The following is a 22,919-nucleotide window of genomic DNA, read 5'->3' on the forward strand; positions in this document are numbered from 1 at the left end:
AAAATAGTGTATAAAAATACCTTGATGGCCATAAAACCAACAAGGTATTTTAAAAGTTATATATTTAATTATTTTGTAGTTAATTAACTATGCGTTAAATCATATCACTCAAACTTGATATCATTCTTCATCAAATAGAGATTCTGGTGCTTTAGCTTCTTTTTCTTCAACATCACCATCAAAAATACCTAATTTTTCTCTTAGTTTACGATCAATATCATCTCTTACTTCTGGATTTTCTTTTAGATAAGTTTTGACATTTTCTTTACCTTGGCCCATTCTATCTCCATTGTATGAGTACCAAGCACCTGATTTATCAACAATATCATGTTCAACACCTAAATCAATGAGTTCTCCCTCTTTAGAGATTCCTTGACCATACATAATATCTACTTCTGCAACTTTAAATGGCGGCGCAACTTTATTTTTAACAACTTTGATTTTAGTTCTATTACCAACGATGTCTTGACCTTGCTTTAATTGTTCTGCACGACGAACTTCTAAACGTACTGAACTATAAAATTTAAGTGCACGACCACCAGGTGTTGTTTCAGGATTACCAAACATTACGCCAACCTTTTCACGAATTTGATTGATGAAAATGGCTGTCGTATTTGATTTAGAAATTGCACCTGAAAGCTTACGTAATGCTTGAGACATCAAGCGAGCTTGTAAACCTACATGCGTATCTCCCATTTCTCCTTCAATTTCAGCTTTAGGTGTTAAAGCTGCAACTGAGTCCACAACTACAATATCAACAGCTCCACTACGTACAAAGGCTTCAGCGATTTCTAAACCTTGTTCACCATGATCTGGTTGAGAAAGATATAAGTTATCAATATCTACACCTAAAGCAGCTGCATATTCAGGATCTAACGCATGCTCAGCATCAATAAAAGCTGCAATACCACCATTTTTTTGAACTTCGGCAATTGCATGTAATGCAACGGTCGTTTTACCTGAACTTTCAGGACCATATATTTCTATAATTCTTCCTTTAGGATATCCACCAACTCCTAAAGCATTATCTAATGTCACTGATCCAGTAGATACACTAGATACGCGACGGCCTTTATTATCCCCTAATTTCATTACGGCACCTTTACCGAATGATTTTTCCATATTTTTAATTACAGTATCTAGCGCTTTTTGACGATCATTATCCAAAACGAGACCTCCTAATAGGATTATTTTCCTGTTTATTGTCTTATCATTACTATACAATCATTTCATATAAAATACAAGAGATTTACGAATATTTGTTCGCTATATTTGCGGTAAACTTATATTAATTTCATGTTAAAACTAAAAATATACGAACATAAGTTCAAAAATGATACTATCTTAACCAATTAAGTAATGTTATCAAAGCATAATTTTGACTTCTGCGTCTTAGAATATTTCGTGTTTGTGGCATTTTAAACATTTTAGCTTTAAATGCTTGATCTGTTAATAAACCTATATAGACTTTCTCATCTTCATTCAATAATGCAATTCCCATTTTACTATGGTATGTCTCTTTTATATATAATGCTGCCTGTTGCAGCTTGTCATGAATATTTGATGTGTTGCTCAAAAATATTTCTGAATCTGGCAACATTCCTACTAACTTTTGTTTTTCATCTACATCTTTTAAGCGATGATATAATGCACCATTGGTCACACCATCATAAATTGCGTATGAATCAGTTAACTTTTGACTCACGGCTTCTTCTATAAGAATATCATCAGAACCGTAATAATATTCACCAATTCTAGCTAATATCTCATCTTTCACAGGTGCTATTAAATCGTGACAATCTTCTTTAGTATCCGCATTAGCTGTTAAGCGTATATATACCTCATCAGTACCCGCTAATGGTGCAATAGTCGGATTTTCTTGTACATCAATTAAATCCATTAACAACGTTTCAACTTTTGATTCCCCTATACCAGCAAAACGGAGTTGTTCTGAAAAAATGATATGTTCGCCATCTAATAAATACGGTAATAACTTATTTTTAGCCATTGGACGCATTTCACGCGGTGGTCCTGGAAGTAGGACTATTTTTTTATTACCTTCTGTTATTAACATGCCAGGTGCCATACCATAATCATTTGCTAATACAGTTGAACCTTCTATCACTAAAGCTTGTTGCTTATTATTGGGGGTCATTATTTGCCCTTGAGCATTAAAATAGTCTTGAATAAAGTTAAGTGCCACATCATCTATAACCAGTTGTCGTCCTAAAATATCTGCAACAACCTGTTTGGTTAAATCGTCTTTTGTTGGTCCTAACCCGCCAGTTAATACGATAGTATCAAATCGTGTTAATCCTTGTGATATAGCATGCGCCAATCGTTCTGGATTATCACCAACAACTGTATGTTCTACTACACTTTTTCCAATACTATTAAATAATTTTGATAAATATTGACCATTGGTGTTTGCTATTTGACCTAATAGCAGTTCTGAACCAACCGCTATAATTGATATATTCATAAATTAAAAGCTCCTATTCAATAAAAAATTATCACTTTATGTGTCAAAAACTTGTGCCAATTATTAACTTACAATAAAAACGACCAAGTGTCCTAATAAAAAGTTTATACTTATGAATCACGTCATTTATTATGCGTGTATAAACTTCAGAACATCTTGGTCAGAAATAGCTATTGTTTAAAAACAGCTCTACCTTTATAAAAATATTCAAGGCCAGATAATATTGTAAATAAGACACCGATGTATAGCAATGTTTGTCCTATTGAGAATCCAATCACGTTAACGAACAGATCGCCAAATAGTAGCCAAATAATTGCAACCATCGTTACAGCAGTTTTAATTTTACCTAATTGACCTGCTGCACTTACAAATCCTTGTTCGATTTGTAATAATCGTAGTCCTGTCACAGCAAATTCACGTGCTATAATAATAATCGCTACAACAGAATTAGTTATTCCTAATTCTACCATTACAATCAAGGCGCTTGATACGAGTAATTTATCAGCTAAAGGATCTAAAAATTTCCCCATATTCGTAACCAATTCCCATTTACGCGCCAAATATCCATCAACAAAGTCGCTCAGTGAAGCAACTATAAATACTATCGCACTAATCAACTGCTCAATGCGTATATCGTAGCCTCCTAAAACGGATACCGTACCGAATCCAAAATCTACAAGAGCAAAAAGGATAAATACGGGGATGAGGATAACTCTAAAAACTGTAATCTGGTTAGGTATGTTCATTAAAAAGCCTCATTTCTATATTTAAAAAATTAATACTGCAATAATCCATAGTATAACAGATATGATACTTAGTGAGACGATGATTATACTCAATTGAATAGGTTCTTTATAAGAAACGTGTTGGGTTGGTGGTTCAATACTTTGAAACTGTGTGATTAAATCATCTAGTTGGCTTTGACTATTGGGAATTTCTTCTCTATGTGCAGATACTAATTGGTTATCATCAATATTTACAGTTTTAGCATACTTACGAATAAAACCTTCTGCATAATCTTTTTTAGCCAATAATTCATAATTATTATTCTCAATATGCTGTAATGTTTGACGTTTAATTTGCGTTCGTGACTCTAGTTCAGCTAATGTCATTCCTAAACGTTCTCTTCTATGTTTTAATATTTCACCAACTGTTTTCACTTGATATAGCCTCCAACTTTATTATTCAAAGAAACCAAATCCACCACCAAATGGATCACCAAAATCCAAGTTGTTCTTGCTTTGTACCTTTTGAGTCTGAGCTTTCATATGCTCATATTCAATTTTTTGAAGTTTATTTTCCCGCAATTCTATAATATAGTCAAAATCATCCATAGTATATTCTGATGTTTCTACAAATAAATCGGGATGTTCTACAACCTTAATAGATGGTAATGTCATCACTTCACGCACAAGCTCTTGATGCTTTTGATTGGTTTCTCTACCTGTTACTGCACCATCGATGATATAAACATGATTTGACTCATATTCCCCTTTAATAAGTGAACTTCTAACTGTTTGCTTAATAAGTGTTGAACTAATAAATAACCATCGTTTATGAGCACAAACACTACCTGCAACAATTGACTCGGTCTTGCCAACACGAGGCATTCCTCTTATACCAATAAGCTTATGCCCCTCTTCTTTAAACAATTCAGCCAAAAAATCCACCAACAGTCCTAAATCTTCTCGTTCAAAACGAAAGGTTTTCTTATCATCTGCATCTTGCTCAATGTATCTACCGTGTCTTACAGCTAACCTATCTCGCAATTCAGGAAGTCTTAGTTTGGTTATTTCAATATCATTAACCTCTGAAATAATGTTTTCAAAACGTTTTACTTTTTCGAGGCTATCGGTTTTGATTAACAAGCCTCTCTTGCCTTGATCCACACCATTAATCGTAACAATGCTGATGCCGAGCATACCGAGAAGGCTTGATACATCTCCTAGCAAACCTGGACGATTTAACGTAATCCTATACTCAAGGTACCATTCTTTCTTTTCAATTATGGCCATCAGTCATCCCCCTTGTAGATAACATCAATTTATTAAAGCTATTATAACACTTCAAATGATTACATGAATATAAGAAAATAAACAACAAAATATCTTATTAAATATACCAACCGCCGTTAATTTTTTGCACTGTTCCAGTGATACTACGTGCTAAAGGATGGCATAAATATGAACAGGTATGTGCAATTTCAGCCGGTGTCACAAGTCGCTGTTGTGGAATGTTCTGTAAAATTTCTGCTAAATCATCCTCAGACCAGATATCGCTCATTCGCCCTGAAACTATACCGGGCGCAATAGCATTAACGGTCACCGTCGTCAAAGCCAATTCTTGACTCAATGCTTTAACAAAACTTATTTGTGCACCTTTCATCGCCGAATAAATTGTTTCCATACTTGCGCCAGTCTCACCCCAAATAGAAGAGATAACAATCACTCTTCCATGTTGACTTTGTCGTAATTTATCAATAAAAAAACGGCAACAACGCATCATTTGTTTAACATGAATATAATAACTCTTATCCATATCATCATCCGTCATATCTTGGAGCATACCGTATAGGGCTACGCCGCTACAATAGATAAGGCAATCCAGTTTATCAATGTGTCCAAATGTTTGCTCTAAATCGATATTTTGACTTAAATCTGCTTGAATAAAAGATACACTTTTACCATGATATTTTTCTCGCAAATCTTCGATATCGCTGCGATAATAATGCAAAATAACATCATAACCATCAGATAATAAGCGCTCAACAATTGCCGTTCCAATACTTCCTGATCCGCCTAACACTAATGCCTTCATTGTGTCTCAATCTCCAAACGACTATCTACTTGTTGTTCAAGATTTAAATAAGCCATTGTCGTTTCATTAATACTTTCAAGTGTAATACGTTCAACAATATCTAGTAACTCAAAGACACTAACTCCCTCAAAATATAATTTAGTATACTGATTAGCTATATATTCAGGAGAGTTTAAACTAGAAATGTATTCGCCTATAAATTGTTTTTTTAGTAATTGGAACGTTGCATCATCTGTAAGCTGTCCACGATTTTGAGCTAACTCATTGAGTAATAATTCTTTTAATTTGTCAGGTTGTTGTGTTGCACTCGTAATAACTGAGAAACTATAGCTTGGCTCTAGCACAAACTGATAACCAAATGTTTCGTCTATCAATGATTCATTAAGCAGCATTTGATAAAAATCTGTTTCCTCACCGAAAACTAATTCAAAAAATAATGTCATTTCTAGATCTTTTTGAACAAATTGTTGTGGTGACAAATCACCTGGCGTATTTTTAAAACCAAGCATAATTCGTGGAGACTGCAATTTCATACATTCACGCACATTAGCATCTTTAACATATGACAGTTCATCCACTAAAGATCGTTCTATCGTAGGTTGATAGACTTTGTCTCGTTTCGCTTCATGCTTTTCAACAATTTGGCATATTTCTTCCGGATTAACGTCTCCAACAACAAACAACACCATATTGGAAGGATGATAAAACGTTTCATAACAGAGATATAAATCATCTTTTGTAATATGGTAGATACTTTCGACACTTCCAGCAATATCTACCCTGATTGGATGGTGATGGTACATAGCTCTTAGTGTATTAAACATTAATTTATAACCTGGTTGTTCTTGATACATTTTGATTTCTTCTGCTATGATTCCTTTTTCTTTTTCAACAGTTTCTTCCGAAAAATAAGGCTGTTCAACCATGGACAATAAACGAATAATATTGGCTTCAATTTGATCAGTTGCACTAAACAAATAACTTGTACGATCAAAACTAGTAAATGCATTTGCTTGAGCACTGTCTTGAGCAAATGATGTAAATAAGTCTTCGCCTTGCTCTTTTTCAAATAATTTATGTTCTAAAAAATGGGCTACGCCATCTGGTACAGTTACAAAATCATCTTGACCAAATGGTTTGAATTTACTATCAAGGGAACCAAATTGCGTCGTATATGTAACAAATGTTTTTTGAAATCCTTTTTTAGGAATGATAAATAAACGCAATCCATTGTCTAGTTCTTTTTCATAAACACGCTCATCAATAAGTTCATAATAATGTTCATTCATTTATGTCATCTCCTTTTGTTAAGACATAAATTGTATCTAATTGAGCTTGGTTTACTAATTCGATTATGTCTTCTTTGGTTACTTTATTTATAGCATCAATATATTGTTCGTTACTTTGAGGATAATCAAGTAGTAATTGATTATGCATTATTTCGATAATACTTTTTGGTCTATCCATCGATTCATAGCGCTGGGATGCAATAACCTTTTTGGCTAAAGCTAATTTTTCTTCGCTAAAGTTTCCATTTTTAAACTTATCAAATTCATCTAAAATAGTTTGCTTAGCAACTTGGTATTTATCGACTGAAACACCACTTAACACAAATAAATAACCATTTTTACCATCGATTTGTGAATGAATAGAATATGCTAAACTTTGTTTTTCACGCACTTCACTAAATAAAACCGAAGATGGATCTCCACCAAACATCATATTAAAAACAACAAGTGTGTAATAATTTACGTTTCCATAAGTAGCAGGGAAACGATAACCTAAATTCAATTTAGCTTGATCAACCACATCATAGTCTTTGATATCTTGAACTTGGATTTCATTTGCTAAGTCTAGATTTTCGTCAACTTTTTCAAGTGTAATGGAAGACATAGGGAACTTTTGTTCAATCATTTTTGTAACATGTGCTTCATCTACATTTCCTACAATATAAACGGAAGATGTATCATTAGTAATCATAGCTTGATATGTATTGTATAGACTCGTTGGCGTAACCTGATCTATTTGTTCTAACTGGCCTGTTGCTAAAAAACGATAGGCTTCATTTTTAAACATATGTTTCATCAAATTTAAAAATGCAAACTGTGATTTATTGTCAACCATGGATTCTAATTTCTTAGTAAGTAATGTTTTTTCTTGTGTTACATATGTATTATGAAAAGCTTTATCATGAATAAGTGGATTCCAAATCACTTCGTAAAGTAAGTCTAACCCTTTTTCAAGGAGTGGTGTTGTATCCTTTAAATAACGTTCATTAACAATCTCCAATGAAATACTTACTACATGTTGATTCTTATATTTGGATACAGAACTATTGATGTAAGCACCATATAAACCTGCTAAATGTTGATTGAAAGCCTTGTCTGTAGGGAAGTGTTGTGTAGCCCTGGTTAAAACTTTGCTGAGCACTGATCTTTGTGTAATCGTCTCATAATTTAATGGGGTCATAAACTTAAAAGTTATAGTCGTTGTTTTGAACTTTTCTGTGGAAAATATATGAATATTATTCTGTTTTTCTTTCTCTGTCATATTCTTTCGCCTCTCTTTCAAAGTTGTCTTTCTACTACCATTTATAAAGCTTATTAATTACAACTAATAAAACAACCTTAAAATGTATCGCTATTCTCGCCTTTGCATCTAGTTATTTTAAATTTAACTAAGCTGCTTTTTAAATAATTTAAAGAATAAAGAATGGGCTGCTGATTTTCGTCATAATGCGTAACCTTTAACATCATTAAGCTTTCGTGGGGAGAAGCATTTAATACTTCTGAAATATGTGGCTCATAGCTAATAGCTTCAACCTCTGTTTCGGCATATTCAATACTTAAACCCGTGTTATCTTCTATTGCCTTCAACATTGAACCACTGCGCGATTGATACTCTGTACAGGTCAAATGATGGTTTGCTATTTTGTCTAAACAATAAACGACAGGCACTTGATTTGCTGTGCGTATACGTTCTATTACAGTAATCAATTCTTGATCTTGTATACCTAACTTTTCTGCATCTAAAATACTCGCTGGCTGCTGTTCTAAACTTAAATATTCTGTTCCTGATTGATATCCAGCACATGTTATCATTTCACTAATGCTAAATAATTTATTTAGCGGATAGTAAAAAGGGTGAAGTGCTTTCACACTTGGCCCTTCTTCAAAGTTATCCGTTAATACCTGCTCTGTGATAAGTTCACCAATAGCATCATAAACATCATCTGTTTTCACATGAAGTTCACGTGCAATTGCTAAATTGCTAGGAAGTTTGTCACCAGGTAGATATTTATTTGAATGTATTTGATTTAAAATATATTCTTTCACTTTAAAAATAGCGGTCAATTCTGCCATGATTTACACCTCATCATTATCTAAATCAATTAATACTTGTCGTGGTTTACTTCCTTTTTGTGGACCAATCACTTGGTTTCTTTCTAAATCATCCATTAATCTTGATGCTCTATTGTATCCAATTCTAAATTGTCTTTGCAATAATGACGTACTCGCTTTCTGCTTTTCTAAAACAAACAAGTAAGCTTCATCATATAATTCATCTTCACTTTTCATCTCTGATTTATCTACTGGTGCGTCTGGTTCCATTTCTTTTACATAGTTTGCTTGTTGTTGTTCCACAACATAATTCACTACTTCTTGGACTTCATAATCACTTAAAAATGCACCTTGCACACGCGTTTGCGATGATTCGCCATTTCCAACATAAAGCATATCACCCTTACCAAGAAGTTTCTCAGCACCACCTGAGCCAATAATTGTTCTTGAATCAGTTTGTGAACTCACTGCAAACGCAATACGTGACGGTATGTTATTTTTAATAATACCAGTAATAACATCTACAGAAGGTCGTTGTGTTGCAACAATTAAATGAATACCTGCCGCTCTTGCCATTTGTGTAATACGTTGTATGGCATTTTCAACATCTTTTCCTGCTACCATCATTAAATCAGCTAACTCATCTACAATAACAACAATATATGGTAATTCCGCTTGCTTTTCGTCTAACTCAGCATTTTGTTGACGAATATATTGATTATAACCTTCTATATTACGTGTTGATGAATGTTGGAACAAATCATAGCGTCGTTCCATCTCAGCAACAATTTTTTCAAGTGCTTGTGCAGCTTTATGTGGATTAGTAACAACAGGTATTAATAAATGTGGAATTCCATTGTATACATTTAATTCTACCATTTTAGGGTCAATTAACATAAGTTTTACTTCGTGTGGTTTTGCATTAAGTAATATACTCGTGATAATGCCGTTAATACAGACAGATTTACCGCTACCTGTCGATCCTGCTACTAATAAATGCGGCATTTCATTAAGTTGTATTGTCATAGGATCCCCAGAAATATCACGACCTAAGCCAACTTCTAATTTATTTTGAGCTGGGAATTTTGAATCTAATACTTCTTTAAGCGTTACCAATGAAATTTTATCATTAGGCACTTCAATTCCTACTGCAGACCGCCCTGGAATTGGTGCTTCTATTCTTACATCCTTTGCTGCTAAGGCTAACGCAATATCATTATGTAAGTTAACTATCTTACTTACTTTAACGCCTTGAGCTGGTTGAATTTCATATTGTGTTACTGCAGGTCCAATTTTAATTTGTGTAACTTTTGCATTCACACCAAAGTTCTTTAACGTTGTTTCTAGTACACGACCTTTACGTTGCACTTCTGCTTTAGATGTCGTTTGTTGCTTAGTCGGTTGATTCAATAATGATAAAGGCGGAATATGATATGCTTCATTGGCCACTTCACCCGCTTCAGAAATCGAGCTACCTACTTGGTCATCAATCATTGTTTCCTCATTGGTTTCAGCTTCTAATGATGGTGCTTTGTTTTCATCAGTATCTGAATTCATATCAGTTGTTTCAAAGCGACGTTTTTTTCGTGAAGAATGATTAGCCTGCCCTTTTTCATTATGATTATAAATAGGAATATCATTATTACCTGTTATTTCAGGTAAGTCAGATACATCTTTGACTTCAGAGTCTTGCTGACCATTTTCTAGTAATTGCTGCTGTTTTTCTTCTGAACGTTGTTGCTTTTTCTCTTGTGCTTTAATACGTTGTTGCTTTATTTTAGCAGATGCTGCTTGGCTGAAATCTTTAATTTTTGTGAATAATGATTTTAATACATCACGATGTCTCAATTTCATAATTAAAATGATACTAGATGCACTTAACACAATGGTGATTAATATGACACCTATAATTGAAACTAATGGTTCAAATATTGCTAATAGATAAAAACCTATCAAGCCGCCACCAAAATCAGGAAAACGGGAAGAATCATAAGCGCTATAAACGTATGATAACACCGGTTCTCTCTCCGCTAATACACCTTTAGTAAAATGAAAGTTGAGTTGTGCTATCAATAACAAGACAAATTGTAATAAAAATATACCTGATGTCCGTCTTGATTTCGGTATTTTACCAGCAAAAGCAATATAAAGTGATATTAAACTAATAAGAATATAAGTCATATAGCGACTCCAACCAAATAGATAATTAAAAAAACTATCCACTGCACGACCTATAATCCCTAATTGAAATAAACCAAATATCGATATTGCGATAACAATGATTGCGAATATGAAACGTACTGAATTATCACTGCTATTTTTTCTATTTCTTGACGATCTACGCGCGGTTGTTTTTTTCTTTCTAGAAGTAGTTTTCTTCTTTGTTTGTGGCAAACTCATACACCTTCTTTTTAATCTTTAACATGATATAACATCTGTGTTGCTTATGTATTGTTGTTCTGTGTCATAACATAAATGATTAAAGAGGTAGGGCGACATATTCACTAATAGATAACTTTATCAAGCAACCGACTGGCTACATTATGATAACACTATCATCTATCATTCTACATGTACTGCGACACTCTGATAGCATCATTGTACAAATTCAAGTGATACGACCCAACCTCTTTATATAAATGTGAACAACTCACTAGAAGCTAATTTATTAAATTTCTGAGATAACTGGTATAATCATTGGACGACGTTTCGTACTCTCAAATAATAGCTTGCTAATTTGGTCCCTCATATTTTGCTTAATTTCAGACCATTCAATACGTTTTTCTTGTAGACCGGCTTCTACGATTTCACGCACTTTTTCTTCTGCTTCTTTTAAAAGTTCTTCACTTTCCCGAACATAGACAAATCCTCTTGATTGAATTTCAGGTCCAGCAGCGATACGACGATGTTTAGGGTCTAACGTTACGACAGCAATAAAAATGCCATCTTCTGCTAGTAAATGACGATCTCTTAACACGATATTACCTACATCACCAACACCGATACCATCAATTAAAACATTGCCTGATGTAACTTTCTCACTCAAAGTCATGTCTTTACCGTCGTAATGCATGACGTCACCTTTTTCAACTAAAAAGATTTTTTCTGGAGCAACGCCAGTTTCATTAGCTAATTTAGCATGCGCAATTTGCATTTTAAATTCACCTTGTACTGGAATAAAGTACTCTGGTTTCATAATATTAAGCATCATTTTTAATTCTTCCATGCAACCGTGACTAGAAGCATGTATTTTTTTATTATTAGGAACGATATGTGCACCTGCACGAACCAACTCATTTAAAGTATTACCAATAATAACTTCCATATTAGCAGAAGCTGTAATGGCTAGATACACTGAATCACCTTTTTGAATGTTCATAATTTTATGTTTATTACGTGCCATTTGACTTAATGCTTCAATAGGTTCGCCTTCCATTCCAGAGGCGATAATAACAACTTCATTTTTCGGATAATTTTCAACTTCATCAATTGGAATAAGGAGATCTTTAGGTATATCAAAATATCCCATCTTACGTGCAATATTAAATGAGCTTTCTAGTGATCTGCCTAAGAATGAAACTTTACGATTTAACTTACTAGCAGTATTTAACACCTGCTGAATACGAATAAAGTTTGATGCATAACATGATACAATAATTCGTCCTTTTGCTTTAGCAAATGCATCATAAATGTGCGTTTCAATGACATTTTCTGGTGTGTTGTAACCAGGTTTTTCCGCTTCTGTAGAATCACTTATTAACGCAAAAACACCATTCTCTCCTATTTCTGACATTCGTTTTAAATCTGGCGCATAGTTTCCTTGTAAGCTTTGGTCAAACTTAAATTCGCCTGTATAGACAATGGCACCATATGATGTATGAATACAAATACCTAAACTATCTGGAATACTATGTGTTGTATTGAAAAACGTAATATTTACATTTTTGAATTTCATCACTGAATCATGATTAACTGTATAATAGCGTACTTTTTTCTTTATATTACGCGCTTTCATATTCTCTTTAACAAGTGCCAATGTAAGCTTTGATCCATAGACTGGAACATCTAACTGCTCTAAAATATAACTTACTGCACCAATGGCATGTTCATGTCCATGAGTCAAGAAAATCCCTTTTAAACGCGCTTTATTTTCAAGGACATACGTAATATCCGGTATAACAATGTCAACACCTAGCATTTCATCTTCTGGAAACATCAAGCCGGCGTCTAATATAAACATTTCATCGTCAACTTCGACGATATACATATTCTTTGCGATTTCACCCACGCCACCTAAGGGTATGATGCGAATATCTTTATTTTTTTTCTTAATTAAACTCAAAATGTTACCTCCTATAAAAATTCCCGTCCAAATATATACTCATTCATTATTATAAGTTAAATTGTACGCTGTGTACACTATTAAAACCATTTCAACTCCGGTTAAAAAATAGAAAAGGTAGCGCGTCTAGCACACTACCTAAAACTTCATTAATTGATTTAATTCGTTTTAAAAAACAGAACCTTATTCAACAAGTACTTTATGAGAGGCATTGACGCGACCTTGTTTATCGATTTCAGTGATTTTAACTTTAATCGTATCTCCAATTTTCAAGACATCTTCAACTTTATTAATGCGGTCTTTTGAAATTTGAGAAATGTGTAATAATGCATCTTTGCCTGAGAATATTTCTACAAACGCACCATATTTTTCAATACGTTTTACTTTTGCATCATAAATTTGACCAACTTCAGCTTCACGTGTAATCGCTTCAATGATTTCTTTTGAACGATTAATCATTGCTTGATCTACAGCCCCAATATAAATTGTTCCATCTTGTTCAATATCTAATTTCACACCTGTTTCATCAATAATTTCATTGATTTTTTTGCCTCCAGGTCCAATGACATCTCTAATTTTATCTGGATTAATGTGCATAATTTCTACTTTTGGTGCGTATGCACTAAGCTCAGCACGTGGATGATCAATCGTTTGTAACATGTGGTCCATAATCGCTAAGCGACCTTTACGTGCCTGTTCTAAAGCCTCTTCAATAACTTCACGTGTTAACCCATCAATCTTAATATCCATTTGGATTGCCGTAATACCATCTTTTGTACCAGCAACTTTGAAATCCATGTCTCCTAAGGCATCTTCCATACCTTGTATGTCTGTTAAGATTGTATAGCTGTCTTCACGTGTAACAAGACCCATCGCAATACCTGCAACCGGTGCTTTAATTGGTACACCTGCATCCATTAAGGCCAAAGTAGAACCACAAATAGATGCTTGTGAAGATGAACCATTAGATTCAAGTACTTCACTCACGATTCTTATTGTATAAGGGAATTTAGATGTATCCGGAATAATGTGACGTAATGCGCGTTCACCTAAAGCACCATGTCCGATTTCTCGACGTCCTGGTGCTCTTACAGGACCCGTTTCACCAACTGAGAAATTAGGAAAATTATAATGATGCATAAATCGTTTTTCTTGTTCAGGTCCTAAACCATCAATAATTTGATAATCACCTAAGGCTCCGAGTGTCAATACAGACAATGCTTGAGTTTGTCCACGTGTAAACAATCCTGACCCATGTGCTCTTGGTAAAATACCAACTTCAGATTCTAAAAGACGAATCTCATCTGGTTTACGCCCATCAGGTCGGATTTTTTCGTCTGCAATAAGACGACGTACTTCTTCTTTAACTAGATCATTTAAAATTGCATGAACTTCATTAATTAGCAATTCATTCTCAGGATCAGCTTCGTCTATAAATTCTGCTGCAATTTCCGCTTTTAACTCGTCTAAGTTATCATCACGTTGTTTTTTATCGAATGTTAACACCGTTTCTTTAAGACCTTTTTCTTCTGTTAATGCTTGTACTCTACTAACTAACGCTTCATCGCGTTCAACTGGAATAAACTCTGACTTAACTGGTTGGAGATGATCAACAATTTGTTGTTGGAATTCAACAAGACGTTTTATTTCATCATGCCCAAAGAAAATAGCCTCTAACATTTCCTGTTCTGTGATTTCACTTGCACCGGCTTCAACCATATTAACAGCATCTTTATGCCCTGCAACCTCTAAATCCAAACGAGATTGCTCTTTTTGTTCCAATGTAGGATTAATAACATATTTGCCATCTACATAACCAACATTCACACCGGCAATTGGACCTTGGAATGGAATATCAGATACGCTAAGCGCCATTGATGAACCAATCATCGCTGCCATTTCAGGTGAGCAATCAGGATCTGCACTTAAGACGATATTCATAATTTGAACATCATGTTTATATCCTTTAGGAAACAAAGGTCTAATCGGTCTATCGATAAGTCGTGCTGTTAATGTCGCTTCATCTCCAGGACGACCTTCTCTTTTTTTAAAGCCACCAGGGATTTTACCAGCAGCATACATTTTTTCTTCATAATTTACTGTTAATGGGAAAAAGTCACCATCACGTGGTTCTTTTGACGCAACAGCAGTTGATAAGACAACTGTATCGCCATAACGTACCAAAACAGCACCGTTAGCTTGCTTAGCTAATTGTCCTGTCTCTATTGTTAATGAACGGCCGGCCCATTCAGTTTTGAAAACTTTCTTTTCTTGAGACATTATGAATCTCCTCTCTTCATTCTAATATGTATATCATATCATTAATTTTTGAATTTTTATAATAGTTATTTGTCTTATTTCTATAAAAAAAGGAAAGCCCTAAGTGAATAGAACTTCCCTCAAAGTGTATTAAGATTAACGACGAATACCTAATGATTTAATCAATTCACGGTAACGTTGAATATCTTTGCTACGTAAGTAGTTTAATAAATGTCTACGACGACCTACCATTTTCAATAGTCCACGACGTGAATGATGGTCTTTTTTATGAGTACTTAAATGTTCGTTTAATGCTGAAATTTCAGCAGTTAAAACAGCAATTTGTACTTCTGGTGAACCAGTATCTGTTTCGTGTACACGGTATTCTTTAATAATTTCATTCTTACGTTCTTGAGTGATTGCCATAATCAATTCCTCCTATAATTTGTATACACCTCAATCTGAGCTAGGCGTCGGAGTCTCAACCTGCCAAGATAAAGGATTATATTGGTTGATGTCTTTATTTACAAAACTCAACTTTATATATTATATGATACTTCATCGCCAAAATCAACTGCCAGTAAATATTGGGCTTTAGCTTTATCTTCATTCATCTGTTCAACTAGCGGATCAATGCCATCAAATTTAACTTCAGGTCGTAAATAATGATGCCAATAAACAATGACCCTTTCACCATAGATATTTTCATCAAAATCAAAAATATTAACTTCTATTACAATTTCCGCTTTAGAAGGATCATGGAATGTTGGCTTTACACCAACATTTGCTACACCACGATACAATCTCTTTTCTGCACCAATAGCCATACTAACAGCATATACACCTTTTTTCGGTAGCACATAATCATCACTAGGTTGAACATTCGCGGTTGGAAAACCAATCGTACGCCCTCTTTTTTCACCTTGTACAACGGTACCTTTTAAACGGTATAAATAACCTAATTCATTGTTAGCTTTTTGCAAATGACCTTCTTGCAAAGCCTGACGAATAGCAGTAGTAGAAATTTTTTCGGCTTCAATTTCTTGCTTTCCAACAATGGTCGTATTAAAGTCGTCCATTTCTTTTAATACTGTCATATTTCCTTTGCCAAATTTACCATAAGTAAAATCAAAACCAGCAACCACTTCTTTAACATGGTTATTTATAATATAATTTTGAACAAAATCTTCTGCAGTCACATCAGCAAAACGCGAAGAAAAATTAATGACAATGCAATAATCGATATTTTGTTGTTCAATCATCTCTAATTTATCAGTCAAAGGTGTTAAATATGTAGTTCTTTTTCTTTTTGGGTTTAGAACGACAGAAGGATGTGGATCAAATGTCATAACTGCTTTTTTCAAGTTATGCGCTTCAGCACGTTCGTTGAGTGTTTCAAAAACCTTTAAATGACCTTTATGCATACCATCAAAAAAGCCAAAAGCCATCGCAACATCTTCGTTAATCAGTTGTTCCGGCTGTATAGGATGCGTTACTTCTATCACTTTCATTAATATTTCTCCTTTAATTAAAAACTTTCTTTGGTTTAATTTCCTTTGGCTTATCTGGATGTGAAATATAGATAGCTAAAACTTGTTGTGTCCTACCATCAATAAATACAATTTGTTGTTGAATAACTGTAGAAAACATAGACTTCTGAAACTTTTGTCCATTAAGTATACGATGCTTGATGTCCTCATTATATATTTCAATAGAAGGTAGACCTTTTAATCCATATTCTATAGGAAACAACTTTTCTTGTAACTGTTCTTGCTCATGCAATACTTTGATTTGCTCAATAGTTAAACTATCACTTATATTAAATCCGCCAGATGATGTTCGAGTAAGGCGTGACATATGTGCTGGAAAGCCTAATGCTTTGCCAATATCTGTAGCAAGCGTACGTATATATGTCCCTTTACCACAAGTAATATCTATATCAAATAAGCACATGCCTTGTTTAAAGTGAATTTCTGAAACACGTTGTATGCTTTTTATCTCAACTTTTCTTTCTGGACGCTCTACAGTTTCACCATTTCTAGCATATTCATAAAGCTTTTTTCCTTTAACTTTAACTGATGAATACATAGGTGGAATTTGTGTAATCCATCCTTGAAATTGAGACAAGGTCGAGTCAATTGCTTCTGATGTAATTTCTCCTACATTTATTGTTTTCTGTTCTAATATATCTCCAGTTTGATCTTCAGTAGTGGTACTTGTCCCTATAGCCACAGTAGCATGATAGGTTTTTCCCATATCCATGATATAATCACTTACTCGAGTGGCGATGCCAATGCAAACTGGCAATACACCATCAACTTCAGGATCAAGTGTGCCCGTGTGGCCTATTTTCCTAGTTTGTAATATCTTTCTCAATTTAAAGACGACATCATGACTTGTAAGTCCTCTTTCCTTGCGTACAGGCAAAATACCGTTATACATATTTTCACACCTTTTAAATAATAAATGCTATTCTTTCACATTATAACACTGATGATTAGCGCTTCGAACATTATTTTTACAAGAAAAAAGACAAGCTGCTTTAAAATACTCACTGTCTTTACTAAAAATCATAGAAGGTTGAGTATTTAAAATCGAATTGCTTGCCTTAATGTTGCTTTTAAATGTTAACGTTAATTTTAATCTTTTTTATGCAAATCTCGAATCATTTTTTCAATTTTATTACCATAATCTATGGATTTGTCATACTCAAATGATAATTCTGGTATTATGCGCAATCTCATACGAGTTGCTAATTCTGATTTAATAAAACCTTTTGCTTTATCTAATGCTTTAAATGTATCATCAATTTCTTTATCACTGCCAAGTACTGTTAAAAATACTTTAGCTTGTGATAAGTCGTTCGTTAAGTCTACATCTGTGATAGTAATAAAACCTACTCTTGGATCTTTGACTTTATTATTGACAATATCCATAATCTCTTTTTTCATTTGTTCGCCCACACGTTCAGCTCTCATATTAGTCATAAATCTTTCACCTCTTTGTCCATTTTTGTATTTATTCGAAATTCAATAAAGTCATAATACGTCTTTGCATGTGAATATCATTGTTTATTTTAAGTTATATTGTACTATTTAACACATAAATTTATAAATTTTTTGATATTCAAAAACTGTCAACATAGTTCAACTCAATGCTGACAGTTTTTAATTGTATTATCATTTATTTTCGATAAATTTAACGTTTTACTTCTACCATTTCAAATGCTTCAATAATGTCGCCTTCTTTAAGGTCGTTATATTTATCAATTGTAATACCGCATTCGTAACCTTGTGCTACTTCTTTAGCATCATCTTTAAAACGTTTTAATGTATCTAATTCACCTTCAAATTGAACAATACCGTCTCTAATCACACGAACACCTGCATTACGAGTGATTTTACCTTCAACAACGTAGCTGCCTGCAATTGTTCCTACTTTAGATACTTTAAATGTTTGACGTACTTCAGCTTGACCGATGACTTGTTCTTCAAATTCTGGATCTAGCATTCCTTTCATAGCTGATTCAATTTCTTCGATAACATTATAGATAACACGATGTAAGCGCATATCTACATTTTCAGCTTCTGCTGCACGTTTAGCTCCTGAATCCGGTCTCACATTAAAACCAATGATAATTCCATTAGATGCATTAGCTAATGTAACATCTGATTCATTGATTGCACCAACTGCAGTGTGAATAATACGTACATTAACGCCTTCAACGTCAATTTTCATTAATGATGCAGCTAGTGCCTCAACAGAACCCTGCACATCACCTTTGATAATGACATTTAAATCTTTCATTTCACCTTGTTTCATTTGTTCAAATAAGTTATCTAGGGTTACATTCTTACTTTCTTGACGTTGTTGTATAATACTGGCTTCGTGACGTGCTTCACCGATACGACGCGCTTGCTTTTCATCACTAAAGATAACGAAGCGATCTCCAGCTTGTGGCACATCGTTAATACCTGTAATTTCTACTGGTGTGGATGGTCCTGCTGATTTAATACGTTGGCCCAAATCATTGACCATTGCACGAATACGTCCATATGTGTTACCGACAACAATGGCATCACCTACATTTAGAGTACCGTTTTGTACTAACAGTGAAGCTGATGGCCCTCGTGATTTATCTAACTCAGCTTCAATCACTGTACCAACTGCACGCTTACTTGGATTAGCCTTTAATTCTTGAACTTCTGCCACTAAACCAATCATTTCTAATAAATCATCAATCCCCTCACCACTTAATGCTGATAGCGGTACAAAGATGGTATCGCCACCCCAATCTTCAGGAATGAGTCCATATTCAGTTAATTCTTGCATAACTCGATCAGGATTAGCTGTTGGTTTATCAATCTTATTTACAGCGACAATCGTAGGTACATCTGCTTCTTTAGCATGATTAATCGCTTCAATTGTTTGAGGCATGACGCCATCATCAGCTGCCACAACTAAAATAGTGATGTCAGTAACTTGGGCACCACGAGCACGCATCGTTGTAAATGCTGCATGTCCTGGTGTGTCTAGAAATGTTATTTTCTTCCCAGCATTTTTAATTTGATAAGCACCGATATGCTGCGTAATCCCTCCAGCTTCTCCTGCAGTCATTTTAGTGTGACGAATTGAGTCAAGAAGTGTCGTTTTACCATGGTCAACATGTCCCATAATTGTAACAACAGCAGGTCTTTCAATTGCATCAGGATCTTCTTGTTCATCATCAAAGTAAATAGATAAATCTTCTTCATCAATAACTATTTCTTTTTCAAGTTCAACATCATAATCACTAGCAATCAGTTCTAATGTATCTTCGTCTAAAGATTGATTAATATTGGCAACAATACCCAATAAGAATAATTTTTTTATAATCTCAGCTGACTCTACATTCATTTTATCAGCTAGTTCTCCAACTGTAATACCTTCAGTATATGAAATTTTTGATGGAATTTCTTTAGGCTCAACTGGTTTTTTAACCGTATTATTTTTGTTATTTTTATTGTTTTTACTATTTTTGTTGCTTTTATTATTTTTATTGCCCTTATTATTATTTTGATTGCTTTTCTTTTGATTGTTCTTAGTTTGTTGATTTCCTTGTTGTTTACTACCTTGTTGTTGATTTGATTTTTGAGTTGATTTATTAGATGATTTTTGGTGATTATTTTGAGCTTCTTGTTTATTATTCTGTTGTTTTTGTGGTCTGAATTTTTTATCAAGCGCTGTGATTTGTTCTTTTTCTAGTGCTTGCATATGATTAGATACTTCAACATTCATACTTTTAAGTTCATCTATAATATCTTTACTCTTTAAATTTAATTCTTTCGCATATTCATAAATTCTTTGTTTACTCATATAATCACTCCTTACGATATTCATCGATCATTGACACTAATTTTTTAGCAAATCCAGCATCAGTGATTCCGATATTAACTCGTTCGCTTTTGCCCAAAGCTTGTCCTAATTGTTCTTTCGTTCCAAATACTCTCAGCGGAACTTGATAACTACGACATTTATTTTTAATTGTTTTTGTTGTATTATCAGATGCATCAGAAGCTAAGATGACTAATGTTAATGTCTTTTTTTTGATTTCAGTCATCAAAACTGATTCACCAGACTTTACTTTTCTTGCTCTCATGGCTAAGCCAAGAAAGTTCATAATTTGAGCTTCAGTCATTTAGGTATCTCTTCTCTATATATAAGTCGAATGATTTCCTTGTAGACCGGATCAAGTTGTTCTTTGCTCGCATTGAAGTACTTTTCTAAAACGCCTTTTTGCTGTGCCTGTTCAACAGCTGAAACCACTTTAGAAACATAGGCACCTCTCCCTGGTTTCTTACCAGTAGCATCTGCAAATATCTCGCCTTCTTTATTAATAACCACTCGAATCATATCTTTTTTTGGTTGCATCTCATTCGTTAAGATACATTTACGCATTGGTATTTTTTTCTTTTTCATAAGATACATACACCAGCCTATTCTTCAGTGTTTTTGGATTCTTCAGCTGCATCTATTTCTGTTGTTTCAATTGATTCGTCGTCTATTTCAATTTCAGCTTCATCTGCATGATTTTCAGCTTCTACAATAGGATAGATACCTGCTTCACATGCATCTGTTTCTGATTTAATATCGATTTTCCAACCTGTTAATTTAGCTGCTAATCGCGCATTTTGCCCTCTTTTACCAATAGCTAATGATAATTGATAATCTGGAACGATGACAACAGTTGATTGATTGCTTTCATCGACAATAACTTCTAAAACTTGTGAAGGACTTAAAGCATTCTTAACGAAAACTTTAGGATCTTCATCCCATTGGACAATGTCGATTTTTTCTCCACCTAACTCTTCAACAACAGCTTCGACACGTGCACCTTTTGCACCAACACATGCACCTACAGCATCGATGTCTGGATTCTCTGAGTACACGCTGATTTTAGATCTATCACCTGCTTCACGTGCAACAGATTTTACGATTACTGTGCCATCATAAATTTCAGGAACTTCTTGCTCAAATAATCGTTTAAGCAAACCAGGATGACTGCGAGACACATAGATTTGAGGCCCTTTTGTTGTTTGTTCAACTTTATTGACATAAACTTTAATACGTTCATTAGGGATATACTTTTCATTTGGACTTCTTTCAGCTTCAGATAATACGGCTTCAATACGACCTAGATTAACATAAACGTAACGATGATCAACACGGTCAATAAGACCAGTTAAAATATCATCTTCTTTATCTACAAATTCATCATAAAGGATTTCTCTTTCTGCATCACGTAATCGTTGCATAACAGCTTGTTTAGCTGCTTGAGCGCCAACGCGGCCAAAATCCTTTGGTGTCACATCTTCTTCATAAATATCGCCCACTTCGTATGCAGGATTTTTAACAAGTGCAGTACTCAAATCCACTTCATCTCTATGATCAGAAACTTCTTCAACTACTGATTTGCGAGCCACTACTTTAAATGTACCTTCGTCCATATTTAATTCGACACGAACATTGCGTGCGCTATCATAATTTTTCTTATAAGCCGTTATTAATGCGGCTTCAATCGCATCAATTAAAACTTCTCTTGGGATTTTCTTTTCTTTTTCTAAATATTCTGTTGCCAATAATAGTTCATTACTTGCCACAATTATTCCTCCTCATCACGTTAGAGCATTACCGCGTGACGTGCTTTTGCTATTTTATTTCTTGGTATGCTAATTTGTTTTTTCTTGGCTTTTTCTTTAACTTCCATGGTAATTGTTTCTGCTGTAACTTCCACTAAAATACCTAGCCATTCTTTATTATTTTCGATAGGTGCATAAAGTGACACAAAGATAGGCTGTTGGATTGCCTTTTGATAATCTTGCTCTTTTTTGATTGGTCGCTCTGCACCTGGTGAAGCCACATCAAGATAGTACATTTCTTTAATCGGATCATGCTCATCCATCACTTCACTAATTTTTTCGGAGGCAAGTGTACAATCGTTCAAATCTACGCCACCTTCTTTGTCAATAGATACACGTAAGAAATGATCTTTACCTTCTTTCACAAATTCAACTTCTACAAGTTCATAATTTAAAGCTTCCAACACTGGTTGAATAAGAGTTTCTACCTCTTCAGTTATTTTGCTCATACAGACCTCCCTTTTTGGCAAATAGAAAAGAGCGGGTATATGCCCACTCTT

Annotated in this window: 20 protein-coding genes and 1 pseudogene; all 21 read right to left on the minus strand. The window is 34.2% G+C overall.

The window, feature by feature from the left end; genetic code table 11:
* Window positions 1-120: 120 nt before the first annotated feature.
* The 21 genes and pseudogenes from recA to rimP all read right to left on the minus strand — a co-directional run bounded on the left by recA (window position 121) and on the right by rimP (window position 22,868).
* Entirely contained in the window at window positions 121-1,167 is a 1,047-nt protein-coding gene (gene recA / locus HMPREF2597_RS08085; protein ID WP_002478267.1) for a recombinase RecA, read from the minus strand.
* 172 nt (window positions 1,168-1,339) lie between these two features.
* On the minus strand, window positions 1,340-2,482 hold the full coding sequence (locus HMPREF2597_RS08090) for a CinA family nicotinamide mononucleotide deamidase-related protein (protein ID WP_002478268.1): 1,143 nt from the start codon (window positions 2,480-2,482) through the stop codon (window positions 1,340-1,342).
* 170 nt (window positions 2,483-2,652) lie between these two features.
* On the minus strand, window positions 2,653-3,228 hold the full coding sequence (gene pgsA, locus HMPREF2597_RS08095) for a CDP-diacylglycerol--glycerol-3-phosphate 3-phosphatidyltransferase (protein ID WP_002459261.1): 576 nt from the start codon (window positions 3,226-3,228) through the stop codon (window positions 2,653-2,655).
* A gap of 21 nt (window positions 3,229-3,249) precedes the next feature.
* Window positions 3,250-3,642: a helix-turn-helix domain-containing protein gene (locus HMPREF2597_RS08100; RefSeq protein ID WP_002459262.1), complete on the minus strand. Its 393-nt coding sequence runs from the start codon at window positions 3,640-3,642 to the stop codon at window positions 3,250-3,252.
* Between the two features lie 21 nt (window positions 3,643-3,663).
* Complete coding sequence (locus HMPREF2597_RS08105; protein ID WP_002459263.1) at window positions 3,664-4,497, minus strand: YmfK family protein; 834 nt, start codon at window positions 4,495-4,497, stop codon at window positions 3,664-3,666.
* A gap of 97 nt (window positions 4,498-4,594) precedes the next feature.
* The gene (ymfI, locus tag HMPREF2597_RS08110) at window positions 4,595-5,299 is read right to left on the minus strand and encodes an elongation factor P 5-aminopentanone reductase (protein ID WP_002459264.1); all 705 of its coding nucleotides are present in this window, start codon (window positions 5,297-5,299) and stop codon (window positions 4,595-4,597) included.
* Window positions 5,296-6,588, minus strand: coding sequence for an EF-P 5-aminopentanol modification-associated protein YfmH (yfmH, locus tag HMPREF2597_RS08115; protein WP_070817263.1), 1,293 nt, complete (start codon window positions 6,586-6,588; stop codon window positions 5,296-5,298). The genes ymfI and yfmH overlap by 4 nt, the downstream gene beginning before the upstream one ends.
* Entirely contained in the window at window positions 6,581-7,849 is a 1,269-nt protein-coding gene (yfmF, locus tag HMPREF2597_RS08120) for an EF-P 5-aminopentanol modification-associated protein YfmF (RefSeq protein ID WP_002478270.1), read from the minus strand. Before yfmF ends, yfmH begins: the two co-directional genes overlap by 8 nt.
* A gap of 77 nt (window positions 7,850-7,926) precedes the next feature.
* Window positions 7,927-8,661: a GntR family transcriptional regulator gene (locus tag HMPREF2597_RS08125; protein WP_002459267.1), complete on the minus strand. Its 735-nt coding sequence runs from the start codon at window positions 8,659-8,661 to the stop codon at window positions 7,927-7,929.
* Window positions 8,662-8,664: 3 nt separating this feature from the next.
* Window positions 8,665-10,938 (minus strand): annotated as a pseudogene (locus tag HMPREF2597_RS08130) (DNA translocase FtsK); the annotation flags it as partial.
* A 370-nt stretch (window positions 10,939-11,308) separates the two neighbouring features.
* Entirely contained in the window at window positions 11,309-12,982 is a 1,674-nt protein-coding gene (gene rnjB, locus HMPREF2597_RS08135) for a ribonuclease J2 (RefSeq protein WP_002459269.1), read from the minus strand.
* Window positions 12,983-13,165: 183 nt separating this feature from the next.
* Window positions 13,166-15,262 carry a polyribonucleotide nucleotidyltransferase gene (gene pnp / locus HMPREF2597_RS08140; protein WP_002478272.1) on the minus strand — a complete coding sequence of 699 codons (2,097 nt, stop codon included), beginning with the start codon at window positions 15,260-15,262 and terminating at the stop codon, window positions 13,166-13,168.
* Between the two features lie 135 nt (window positions 15,263-15,397).
* Window positions 15,398-15,667, minus strand: a complete 270-nt coding sequence (gene rpsO / locus HMPREF2597_RS08145; protein WP_002459271.1) for a 30S ribosomal protein S15 — start codon at window positions 15,665-15,667, stop codon at window positions 15,398-15,400.
* Between the two features lie 113 nt (window positions 15,668-15,780).
* A complete protein-coding gene (gene ribF / locus HMPREF2597_RS08150) occupies window positions 15,781-16,752 on the minus strand; it encodes a riboflavin biosynthesis protein RibF (RefSeq protein ID WP_002459272.1) in 972 nt (323 codons plus the stop codon).
* 13 nt (window positions 16,753-16,765) lie between these two features.
* Window positions 16,766-17,683 (minus strand): tRNA pseudouridine(55) synthase TruB, encoded by a 918-nt coding sequence (gene truB, locus HMPREF2597_RS08155; protein WP_002478273.1) that lies wholly within the window; start codon window positions 17,681-17,683, stop codon window positions 16,766-16,768.
* A gap of 197 nt (window positions 17,684-17,880) precedes the next feature.
* A complete protein-coding gene (gene rbfA / locus HMPREF2597_RS08160; protein WP_002459274.1) occupies window positions 17,881-18,228 on the minus strand; it encodes a 30S ribosome-binding factor RbfA in 348 nt (115 codons plus the stop codon).
* 211 nt (window positions 18,229-18,439) lie between these two features.
* On the minus strand, window positions 18,440-20,596 hold the full coding sequence (infB, locus tag HMPREF2597_RS08165) for a translation initiation factor IF-2 (protein ID WP_070817264.1): 2,157 nt from the start codon (window positions 20,594-20,596) through the stop codon (window positions 18,440-18,442).
* A 4-nt stretch (window positions 20,597-20,600) separates the two neighbouring features.
* Window positions 20,601-20,918, minus strand: coding sequence for a L7Ae/L30e/S12e/Gadd45 family ribosomal protein (locus HMPREF2597_RS08170; protein ID WP_002478275.1), 318 nt, complete (start codon window positions 20,916-20,918; stop codon window positions 20,601-20,603).
* Window positions 20,915-21,199 (minus strand): RNase P modulator RnpM, encoded by a 285-nt coding sequence (gene rnpM / locus HMPREF2597_RS08175; RefSeq protein WP_037540354.1) that lies wholly within the window; start codon window positions 21,197-21,199, stop codon window positions 20,915-20,917. Before rnpM ends, HMPREF2597_RS08170 begins: the two co-directional genes overlap by 4 nt.
* 17 nt (window positions 21,200-21,216) lie before the next feature.
* Window positions 21,217-22,380 carry a transcription termination factor NusA gene (gene nusA, locus HMPREF2597_RS08180; protein WP_002478276.1) on the minus strand — a complete coding sequence of 388 codons (1,164 nt, stop codon included), beginning with the start codon at window positions 22,378-22,380 and terminating at the stop codon, window positions 21,217-21,219.
* 20 nt (window positions 22,381-22,400) lie between these two features.
* A complete protein-coding gene (gene rimP / locus HMPREF2597_RS08185; RefSeq protein WP_002478277.1) occupies window positions 22,401-22,868 on the minus strand; it encodes a ribosome maturation factor RimP in 468 nt (155 codons plus the stop codon).
* Window positions 22,869-22,919 lie beyond the last annotated feature (51 nt).

The organism is Staphylococcus sp. HMSC063A07 (assembly GCF_001836955.1).
Classification (GTDB): Bacteria; Bacillota; Bacilli; order Staphylococcales; family Staphylococcaceae; genus Staphylococcus; species Staphylococcus lugdunensis.